The organism is Streptomyces spongiae (genome assembly GCF_009377185.1).
Lineage (GTDB): Bacteria > Actinomycetota > Actinomycetes > Streptomycetales > Streptomycetaceae > Streptomyces > Streptomyces spongiae.
In genome coordinates this window covers 1-9,158 of the sequence record NZ_VJZC01000403.1, presented here as the reverse complement: position 1 = coordinate 9,158, position 9,158 = coordinate 1, and the positions used below count along the sequence as shown (strand labels likewise).

Below are 9,158 nucleotides of genomic sequence, written 5' to 3'. Positions count from 1 at the left end.
GGACGGGGCGGGTCGTCAGCACGGTGTTGACCATCAGCTCGTGGTCCAGGAGAGCCCGCCGGTCCAGGTCGCGGGTCTCGGCCAGGTCCCAGCTGGTGGGCGCGATCCCTGCCTCACCGAGCGCGACGCGCGCCCCGCGGCCGCTGCGGCCCAGGGCCCCGATCACCAGCGCGCTCACCCTCCCCGTGGACGCGCGGAGCCGCTCTTCCAGTTCCTCCTTGGCCGTGGGCCTCAGCGGGGTGTCGAGCACGCCCCGGTGGTGGAGCACGGCGAGTGCCGCCCCGATGTACCCGGCCCAGTACCCGAAGGCGGCGAGCCGACGGCCCTCGTCGTCGACCAGGTACTCCAGGTCGAGCAGCGCCCCTCCCCCGGCGACGAACCGGTGCAGCAGCGCCTGGGCGCCGGGCTGCCCCTTGTAGGCGTGCCCGAAGGAGATGTGGCGGTGCGTCAACTCGGCGGGCTCGTCCGGGAGCTCCTTGAGACCGACGATCACCGCCTCCCGGGGTGCCGTGACCCACGAGCCCGCCCCCTCGACACGGCAACCCACCGCTTCGTACTCGTCGATCGGGAAGATCCGCTGGGGCGACTCCTCCACCGTCACCGTGATGCCGTTGTCGACGAGCCGCGCGGCGTCCGAGGGGACGATCGGGGTGCGGCGTTCGGTGGTGCGGGACTCGTGGCGGAGCCACAGGTGGAGCTGGGTCATACCAGGTCGACCTCCGGGCGCGCGGCGTCGGCGGCGAACCGGTCGACGCTCAGGGGCTGATGTCGACGAAGGGTACGCGGCCCGGGCACAGGTCGCGGATCACCTCGCCGTCATGCAGCGCGGGCGGGGCGGCCGGGCGTCATGAGTGACGCCCGCGCCGACCGCCACGGGGACGCGCCCCGACAGGGGCGCGGGCCTGCGTCGGATATGCGGCTCCGCCGCGTGGGCGCGAGCAACCACGACGAACCCGCAGGCAGCAGACGGCCTCAAGAAGAACGAACCGCAGCCTCAAGGTGAGGCAGATAGTGGTCCAACCGCTCCCGCTTGGTCCGCAGATAGGCGATGTTGTCCTCACACGGAGTGATCAGCAACGGCACCTGCTCGGCGATCTCGATGCCATGCCGCACCAGCGCCTCCCGCTTACGCGGGTTGTTCGACATCAACCGCACCGAGCGGACGCCGAGGTCGTGCAGCATCTCCGCCGCGACCCGGTAGTCACGGGCGTCCACCGGCAGCCCGAGCGCGATGTTCGCCTCCACCGTGTCCAGGCCCTCCGACTGGAGCTTCATCGCCTGCAGCTTGGCGAGCAGGCCGATGCCACGGCCCTCGTGCCCCCGCAGGTAGACGAGGATGCCCCGGCCCTCGGCCACTATGGACCTGAGCGCGCTGTCGAGCTGGTCGCCGCACTCGCAGTGCTGGGATCCGAACGCGTCGCCGGTCAGGCACTCCGAGTGCAGTCGCGTGAGAATCCCCTCACCTTCGGCGGCGCTGATGTCGCCGTACACGAGCGCGACTTGTTCCTCCCCTCGGTCCTGGTCGAGGTAGCCGACGGCCTCGAAGTCGCCGTACACGGTGGGAAGGGGTGCATTCACCACGCGTACGGCACCGGAGGACCGGGCATTCGTGCCGAGTACGTCAACAGTTTCGGTCATGATCTGGTTCCTATCTGGTAAGCCCTGGTGTCGTGCGAAAATGCCTGAGCATCAACTGAGACGAAAGGCCGGGAAAACATGAGCAGTTCGGGAACGCAGCCGACTCCGGAGAAGCCGCTGCCGACGGTATCCGCTCTGGTGCCGGCGGACACCACCGAGGACGTAAGGGCTCGGGGTGCGGGCGTCGCCCGGCAGGTCGCCGTGCTCCCCGTCGGGAGCCTCGAACAGCACGGTCCGTACCTGCCGCTGGCCACCGACACGCTGGTCGCGTGTGCGATAGCCCGGGAGATCGCCGCAGCGTACCCGGTGCACCTGCTGCCGCCCGTGACCATCGCCTGCAGCCACGAGCACGAGGCCTGGCCGGGGACGGTGAGCATCTCCGCCGTGACCCTGCACGCCGTCGTCCGTGACATCGCGGCCTCCCTGCGCCGGTCGGGCGTGGAGGCACTGGTCGTGGTCAACGGACACGGCGGGAATTACGTCCTGGGAAACGTGGTGCAGGAATCCACTGCCGAGGGACATCGCATGGCGCTCTTCCCGGCAATGGAGGACTGGGACGCCGCACGGGAACGAGCGGGTGTCGAGACCTCGTTGCTCAGTGATATGCATGCGGGAGAAATAGAGACCTCCATACTTCTGCATTGCCATCCCGAATTGGTCCGGCCCGGTTACAAGTCCGCTGATCTGCTGGCCGACGACCGCCGTCATCTCCTCTCCCTCGGTATGTCGGCCTACACCGAGTCCGGTGTCATCGGCCGGCCCTCGATGGCGTCCGCGGGGAAGGGGAAGGAGCTTCTGGCGGGGCTGGTCGAGTCCTTCGAGGCGTACCTCTCGGTGGTCGCCTCCTCCTGACGGGCCCTCTTCGCCCGCAGGCCCATGTACCAGCGCGCGACCAGCACGAGGACGCCGGGCAGGGCCGCCGCGAAGCTGAGCACGCCGTACACCACGGCCACGGTCAGTCCCTGGGAGGCGCCCAGGCCCGCCGCCGCGAACGACCAGGCGGTGACGCCCTCCCGGGGGCCCCAGCCACCGACGTTCAGCGGCAGGGCCATGGCGAGCAGCGCCAGCAGCGCGAGCGGCACCAGTTCGGCCACAGAGGCGGCGGTTCCCGCGACCCGGGCGGCGAGCAGGAACGTCACGACGTACCCGGCCAGCACCGCGACCGACGAGATCACCACGGCCGGCCAGTTGCCACGGCCGAGCAGGGCTCCGCGTGCCTCGACGAGCAGGGCGCGCAGCGCGCGGCCCCGGCGTGAGGGCCCGGTGGTGCGGCCCATCCGGACCGCGGCCCAGATCGCGAGCGCGCCCAGCGCGGCGAGGCCCAGCAGGGCGGCACCCCGGCGGGTCTGGGCCAGCACCGGGGAGGGCTGGGTCAGCAGGACCGTTACTCCGACCACGGCCAGCGCGACCTGTCCCGCGGTCCGCTCCAGGACGACCGCGCGGACACCGCGCCCCATGTCGCCGGAGCTCTGCCCGTGCCGTACGGCGCGGTGGACGTCGCCGAGGACGCCGCCGGGCAGGGCCGCGTTGAGGAACAGCGCGCGGTAGTAGTCGGCGACGGCCGGTCCCAGCGGCAGCCTGATCCCCAGCCCGCGCGCCACCACACACCAGCGCCAGGCGCTGAACACCGTGGTGACCGCGCCGATGGCGACCGCGGTGACGAGGGTCAGGGCGTCGACGCGCCGCAGCCCGTCGAGGAAGACACCGGTGCCGAGCCGCCAGACCAGCACGCCCATGATGGCCGTCCCGGCGAGGGTGCCGAAGTGGGCGCGCAGGGCGCGGACCGGCTTCGCGGCGGCGCGGGACTTGGAGGTGGGCTCCGTCTCCGACGCCGTCTCCGTCTTCGTCTCCGGGTCGGCCGGTGTCGTGCCCGGGTTCCTTTCCGGCACCGTGGCCAACCACGTGCGCGGGTTCGTGGTGGACGAGCAGGTACGCAGGGTCACATCGGGAAGGGCGGCGTCCGGCTTCCGGCACGTGCGTACCCCGCGGGGCGTGACGCGCTCGGCGCCGACCCGTCGATGTGTCTCGACCGCCTCCTCCACCGGGGCGCTCATGACGTCCCGCCCGTCATCCGGGGCAGGGCCAGTACGTCGCTGTGGTGGACCACCACCCGCAGCTCGCCGGCCGCGCACTGCTCCAGCCGCCGCTCCAGGTACGCCTCGGCGCGCTCCGCGAGCTCGGGCCTGTGTTCGATCGCGGCGCCCACCCAGCCGCGCAGCCACTCCTGCGCCAACTCGGCGTGCTCCGGACCGAGCTTCCAGGGGCTCGGGTTCACCCGCACGGTCGCGCCGCGCTCGGAGAACGCCTCGCAGGCCACGGTGACCGCGTCGGGGCCGAGCAGGTCGCCGCGGCGCTGGTGGGCGTTGAAGGCCTCGGCGATCTCGGCGTCCAATGGGTCGGTGGGGGTGAGCTCCACGCGGCCGGCGACGGACAGCGTCAGCAGGGCCGGGCAGCCGGCGCCCACGCAGGCCTCGGCGAGCGCGCCGATCTCGTCGCGGGTGAGGACGTCGAGCAGCGCGGAGGCCGTGACGAGCGAGGCGCCCGCCAGGTCGGCCGCCCTCAGCCGCGCCAGGTCACCGCGCCGTGTGGTGACCGTGACGGGGCTGCCGTCGCCCGCCGCGCGGGGCGCCCGCACGGTGGCCAGGTGCAGCAGGTCCGCGTCGTGGTCGTGCAGCACCCACTGCTGGGCGCCGTCGAGCCGGGGCGCGAGCCAGCGGCCCATCGAGCCGGTACCGCAGCCGAGGTCGTGGACGACCAGGGCGGTGGCGCGGCCCGGCAGGTTCGCGAGGCGGATGCGCAGCGGGTCGAGGAGGTCGGCGGCGCGGGCGATGGCGTCGGCGGGCTCGCGCAACTCCAGCCACTGGGGCGCGTACTGGTGTTCCTCGGGCGGCGCGCTCGGAGCGGCGGCCGTACCCTCGCCCCGCCCGGCCAGGCTCAGGCTGCTGCCCGTGGATACCGGCTCCATGGATACCGTCTCCGTGGACGCCTGCTCAGCACCGGTACTCGGCGCGGGTGTCGTCGTGCTCATCTCACGCCGCCTTCCGTGGTTCGTGGCGCAGTCGTCCCAGCACTCCGGCCAGGCTGCGTGCCGTCCTGGCCCAGCCGTCCAGCGCGGCCCGGCGGCCGCGGGCGGCGGACTTGAGGCGGCGGCGCACGTCGGCCTCGCCGAACCAGCCGCGCAGTTCCGCCGCGATGGCCGCGGGGTTCTCCGGCGGTACGAGGATGCCGGGCACCCCTCCGTCGGGGGCGCGGCCGACGGCCTCGGGCAGTCCGCCGACGTCGGTGGCCAGCACGGGGATGCCGCGGGCGAGGGCCTCGGTGACGGCCATGCCGTACGTCTCCGCGTAGGAGGTGAGGACCATGAGGTCGGCGGCGGCGTAGCTGGCGTCGAGTTCGGCGCCGGCCTGCGGGCCCGCCAGGTGCAGCCGGTCCTCCAGGCCGAACCGCGCGATCAGGGCGCGGATGTGGTCGACGTACTCGGGGTCCTGTTCGAGTCCACCCACCAGCACGCAGCTCCACCGCAGGTCGGTGACGGTCGCGAGGGCCTCCACCAGCCGGTGCTGTCCCTTGCGCGGGGTCACGGCCGCGACGCACAGCAGCCGGGAGACGCCGTCGGTGCCGGAGGCGAGGGGTGCGATGTCGGCGCCGGGCGCGGCGACGTGGACGCGCTCGGGGGCGAGACCGTGGTGGGACACGATGCGTCGTACGGCCCAGTCGCTGGTGGCGATCACGGCGGGGACGGCCCGCAGGGTGGTCCGCTCCAACGCGTCCAGTTCGGCGGCCTCGTCGGGCCTCAGACCGGTCTCGTCACCGAGCGGCAGGTGCACCAGCACGGCCAGGCACAGTCGTTCGGCCTCGGGGACGACGATCTCGGGGACACCGCAGGCGACGAGTCCGTCGAGGAGGACGACCGTGCCGTCGGGCAGGTCCGCCAGCGTACGGGCGAGTTCGGCGCGGGCGTCCGCGCCGGGCCGGGGCCAGCTGCCGTCGATCATGTGCTTCTGCACCTGCCAGCCGAAGCCGGGCAGGTCGAGGCAGATCCGGCGGTCGTAGGCGTTGCCGCCGCTCGGCCGGGACAGGTCGTCGACACCGCCCGGCATGACGAAGTGCACGGAGCGCAGGGACATGGGGAGGATCTCGGCCTTCTTGAGCGCCGCGTTCTGGACGGGAACGTAGTCGAGCCTCGCCTGTCCGTCCCGGGGTGCCCGGGCGGCGTCGACGGTCGCCTGGTCGATGGTCATGTCGGTCACAGGCCACGCTCGTAACTCGCCCAGGCGATGTGCGACTCGTGGAGGGTGACGGCGATGCCGGCGATGCCCTTGGCTCCCTCGCCCATGGCTCCCTTGTGGATGCGCTCGGCGAGACGGTCGGCGATGACCTTGGCGAGGAACTCCGTCGAGGTGTTGGTGTTCGCGAAGTCGGGCTCGTTGTCGAGGTTCCGGTAGTTCAACTCGCTCACCACGGCCCCGAGTTCCTGCGTCGCCAGGCCGATGTCGACGACGATGTTGTCGTCGTCCAGCTCTGCACGGCGGAACGTGGCGTCCACGAGGAAGGTGGCGCCGTGCAGGCGCTGCGCGGGTCCGAAGACCTCCCCGCGGAAGCTGTGGGCGATCATGATGTGATCGCGGACAGTGATGCTGAACAACGGACGACCCTCCAGTGCGGTGCGTCTGCCCCCGGCCGGGGCATGCCGTGTAGTACGGCTGGTCGGGACCCGTTGTTCAGACCTCTTTTGCTGTTTCTTTGGAGGTCAGGCTTCCGTTCCGCCTGTTCGGGACTCGGGACCGGGTGTGTGACTTATCCGGGTGTGTGACTTGCCCGGGTGCTGTCCGGGTGTGACTTACTCGCTGTCGTAGAGCACACGGTGGCACAGTCCGGGCAGTTCACCGGAAGTGAGCCCGGGCATCACGTCGGGCAGTTCCTCGAAGCGGCACTCCCCCGTGACGAGCGCGTCGAAGGCGGGGTCGGCCAGCAGGTCGAGGGCGAGCGCGAGCCGGTCGGCGTACGTACGGCTGGCGCGTCGCGCCGGAGAGACGGCGCCCACCTGGCTGCTGCGCACGACGAGTCGCCGTGAGTGGAATGCCTCGCCGAGCGGCAGACAGACCCGCCGGTCGCCGTACCAGCTGAGCTCGATCACCGTGCCCTCGTCGCGGAGGAGTTCCAGCGACCGCGTGAGCCCCTGCTCGGTGGCGCTGGCGTGCACGACGAGGTCGCACTCCCCCAACGCGTCGGCGGGCAGCGCGAAGTCGACCCCGAGCGCGCGGGCGATGTCGGCGCGGGCGGGATCGGCGTCGACGAGTTGCACACGCACACCGGGGTACCTGGCCAGCAGCGCGGCGACGGAACACCCGACCATGCCGCCCCCGACCACGGCGATCCGGTCGCCGATCAGCGGCGCCGCGTCCCACAGGGCGTTGACCGCGGTCTCGACGGTCCCGACGAGGATGGCCCGCGTGGCGGGCACGGTGTCCGGTACGACGGTGACGGCGCTCGCGGGCACGACGTACCGGGTCTGGTGCGGATACAGACAGAAGACGGTCCGGCCGACCAGTTCTCCCGGCCCCTCCTCCACCTGCCCGACGCTGAGGTAGCCATACTTCACGGGCCCGGGGAACTCGCCCTCCTGGAAGGGAGCGCGCATCGCGGCGTGCTGGCTCTCGGGCACTCCACCTCGGAAAACGAGCGTCTCGGTGCCCCGGCTCACCCCGGAACACAGAGCCCGTACGAGGACCTCTCCGTCACCGGGCCCGGACACCGAAGTCTCCCGGATCTCGCCCTGTCCGGGGGAGCGGAGCCAGAAGGAGCGGACTGTGTGTTTCATGTGGGTCCCTCTGAACGGTCGGACGTTTCTCCACGTACGCAGCGGTGGGAGTCGCGGACACGGTACGCGGCGATGATCGACTCTGTCACACGTTCGGAAGGTATGCGGTGGCCCTGAACAACACGTACGACGCACGGCCGTTGTTCCAGGAGACGGCGGTGGGCGCGGGTGCGCAGCTCCTGCTCCTCTCGTTCCTGGGCACGGCGATCGGGATGGGGCCGGCGGGCTGGCTGACGGGACTGGCGTTCGCGCTCGCCACGTGGATGGTCCTGAACCGCGCCCTGCGCCGCACCCGGCCCCGCTCCTTCGGCCCGGCCAACCGCGTCACGCTGGGCCGGGCGATACTCGTCGGCGCGGTCACGGCGCTGGTCGCCGACTCCTTCCAGAGCTCGCCGCCGGTCACCCTCTTCGTGGGCCTCACCGCGGTGGCTCTCATCCTCGACGGCGTGGACGGCAAGGTCGCCCGCCGCACGGGGACGTCGACCCCGCTGGGCGCGCGCTTCGACATGGAGGTCGACGCGTTCCTGATCCTGGTGCTGAGCGTGTACGTCTCGATGGCGCTCGGCCCGTGGGTCCTGCTGATCGGTCTGATGCGGTACGGGTTCGTGGCGGCGGCGCGGGTGATGCCGTGGCTGAACGGTTCGCTGCCGCACAGCATGGCCCGCAAGACGGTGGCGGCTGTCCAGGGGGTCGTGCTGCTGGCGGCGGCGTCCGGGTGGCTGCCCTACACGGCGGCGTTCGCCCTGGTGGCCGTGGCCCTCGGTTCGCTGCTGTGGTCCTTCGGCCGGGACATCGCGTGGCTGTTCCACACCCGGGAGGAGCGCACCGGTTCGCGCGCCGTGCTGGTGATCCCGTCGACGAGGGACTCGGCTGCCGACAGCGCGGTGGCTCCGGCGGTCGCGAAGGCCGCTTCGGAGGAGGCCTCGGTGGGTACGCCGGTCCGCCTGGAGGCCGAACTCGCCGTCCGGTGACTCAGGTCTGGGCCCGGTACCACAGGGTGCCGGCCAGGCCGAGCCCGGCGAGGGCGATGGCGATCCGCAACGGGGTCTCGGGCAGCCGCCGTACGACCACGGGGCCGACCCAGCTGCCCAGCAGGGCGCCGAGCCCGAGGACCACGGCCGCGACCCAGTCCACCGGCGCCACGACGGCGTACGCGACGGCCGCGGTCAGGTTCGCCGCCCCGGTCGCGATGTTCTTCACCGCGTTCGTCACGGCGAGCGGTTCGGCGGCCGACAGGGAGAGCACCGCCAGCATCAACACCCCGGCGGCCGCGCCGAAGTAGCCTCCGTACAGCCCCACGAGCAGCACCGCGCAGGTCAGCGGGAGGGCAGGCCGGGCCGATCCGGACTCCGGCGCCCGTGACACGACCATCCTCCGCAGGGGACCGCGCACCAGGATCAGCACCGATCCGAGAGCGATGAGCCACGGCACGACCGCCTCGAACGCCGAGGACGGGGTGCCGAGCAGCAGAGCGGCACCGACCCCGCCGCCGAGCGCGGCGATACCCCCCAGCCGCACGAGCCGCTCCCCCTGTCCACGCAACTCGGCCCGCGAACCGGCCGCGGTACCCACCGTGTTGGAGAACAGCGCCACCGTGTTGGTCACATTGGCGGCGACGGGCGGCAGCCCGACCGCGAGCAGCGCGGGATAGCTGAACAACGAGGCCAGCCCCGCAACGGACCCCGCAAGCCCGGCCCCC

At 72.2% G+C, this 9,158-nt stretch carries 8 protein-coding genes and 3 pseudogenes; 2 read left to right on the top strand and 9 right to left on the bottom strand.

Features of this window, described 5'->3' with window-relative positions; genetic code table 11:
• From FNH08_RS35985 to ribA, 3 genes and pseudogenes are all read right to left on the bottom strand, one after another.
• A pseudogene (locus FNH08_RS35985) lies at positions 1 to 706 on the bottom strand (saccharopine dehydrogenase); the annotation flags it as partial.
• Positions 703 to 815, bottom strand: a pseudogene (locus tag FNH08_RS54170) (NAD(P)/FAD-dependent oxidoreductase); the annotation flags it as partial. The pseudogenes FNH08_RS35985 and FNH08_RS54170, both read right to left, overlap by 4 nt.
• Positions 816 to 972: 157 nt before the next feature.
• The gene (gene ribA / locus FNH08_RS35980; protein ID WP_152775731.1) at positions 973 to 1,638 is read right to left on the bottom strand and encodes a GTP cyclohydrolase II; all 666 of its coding nucleotides are present in this window, start codon (positions 1,636 to 1,638) and stop codon (positions 973 to 975) included.
• 78 nt (positions 1,639 to 1,716) lie between these two features.
• On the opposite strand from ribA, the gene FNH08_RS35975 reads away from it, so the two are divergent.
• Entirely contained in the window at positions 1,717 to 2,490 is a 774-nt protein-coding gene (locus FNH08_RS35975) for a creatininase family protein (RefSeq protein WP_152775730.1), read from the top strand.
• Between the two features lie 71 nt (positions 2,491 to 2,561).
• Here the strand turns inward: FNH08_RS35975 and FNH08_RS53710 are convergent.
• The 5 genes and pseudogenes from FNH08_RS53710 to FNH08_RS35950 all read right to left on the bottom strand — a co-directional run.
• A pseudogene (locus FNH08_RS53710) lies at positions 2,562 to 3,692 on the bottom strand (lysylphosphatidylglycerol synthase transmembrane domain-containing protein); the annotation flags it as partial.
• Positions 3,689 to 4,603, bottom strand: coding sequence for a methyltransferase domain-containing protein (locus tag FNH08_RS35965; protein WP_228034558.1), 915 nt, complete (start codon positions 4,601 to 4,603; stop codon positions 3,689 to 3,691). The pseudogene FNH08_RS53710 and the gene FNH08_RS35965, both read right to left, overlap by 4 nt.
• Before the next feature lie 64 nt (positions 4,604 to 4,667).
• On the bottom strand, positions 4,668 to 5,879 hold the full coding sequence (locus FNH08_RS35960; RefSeq protein WP_152775727.1) for a glycosyltransferase family 4 protein: 1,212 nt from the start codon (positions 5,877 to 5,879) through the stop codon (positions 4,668 to 4,670).
• A gap of 5 nt (positions 5,880 to 5,884) precedes the next feature.
• Positions 5,885 to 6,283 carry a 6-pyruvoyl trahydropterin synthase family protein gene (locus FNH08_RS35955; RefSeq protein WP_152775726.1) on the bottom strand — a complete coding sequence of 133 codons (399 nt, stop codon included), beginning with the start codon at positions 6,281 to 6,283 and terminating at the stop codon, positions 5,885 to 5,887.
• A gap of 195 nt (positions 6,284 to 6,478) precedes the next feature.
• Entirely contained in the window at positions 6,479 to 7,459 is a 981-nt protein-coding gene (locus FNH08_RS35950) for a zinc-dependent alcohol dehydrogenase (protein WP_152775725.1), read from the bottom strand.
• Between the two features lie 107 nt (positions 7,460 to 7,566).
• Here FNH08_RS35950 and FNH08_RS35945 point away from each other — a divergent pair, with 107 nt between their 5' ends.
• Positions 7,567 to 8,430, top strand: coding sequence for a CDP-alcohol phosphatidyltransferase family protein (locus FNH08_RS35945; RefSeq protein ID WP_322726039.1), 864 nt, complete (start codon positions 7,567 to 7,569; stop codon positions 8,428 to 8,430).
• A gap of 1 nt (position 8,431) precedes the next feature.
• On the opposite strand, the gene FNH08_RS35940 is transcribed toward FNH08_RS35945, so the two are convergent.
• Positions 8,432 to 9,158, bottom strand: a 727-nt coding sequence (locus tag FNH08_RS35940; RefSeq protein ID WP_152775724.1) for a sulfite exporter TauE/SafE family protein, incomplete at its 5' end; no start/stop codon positions are given.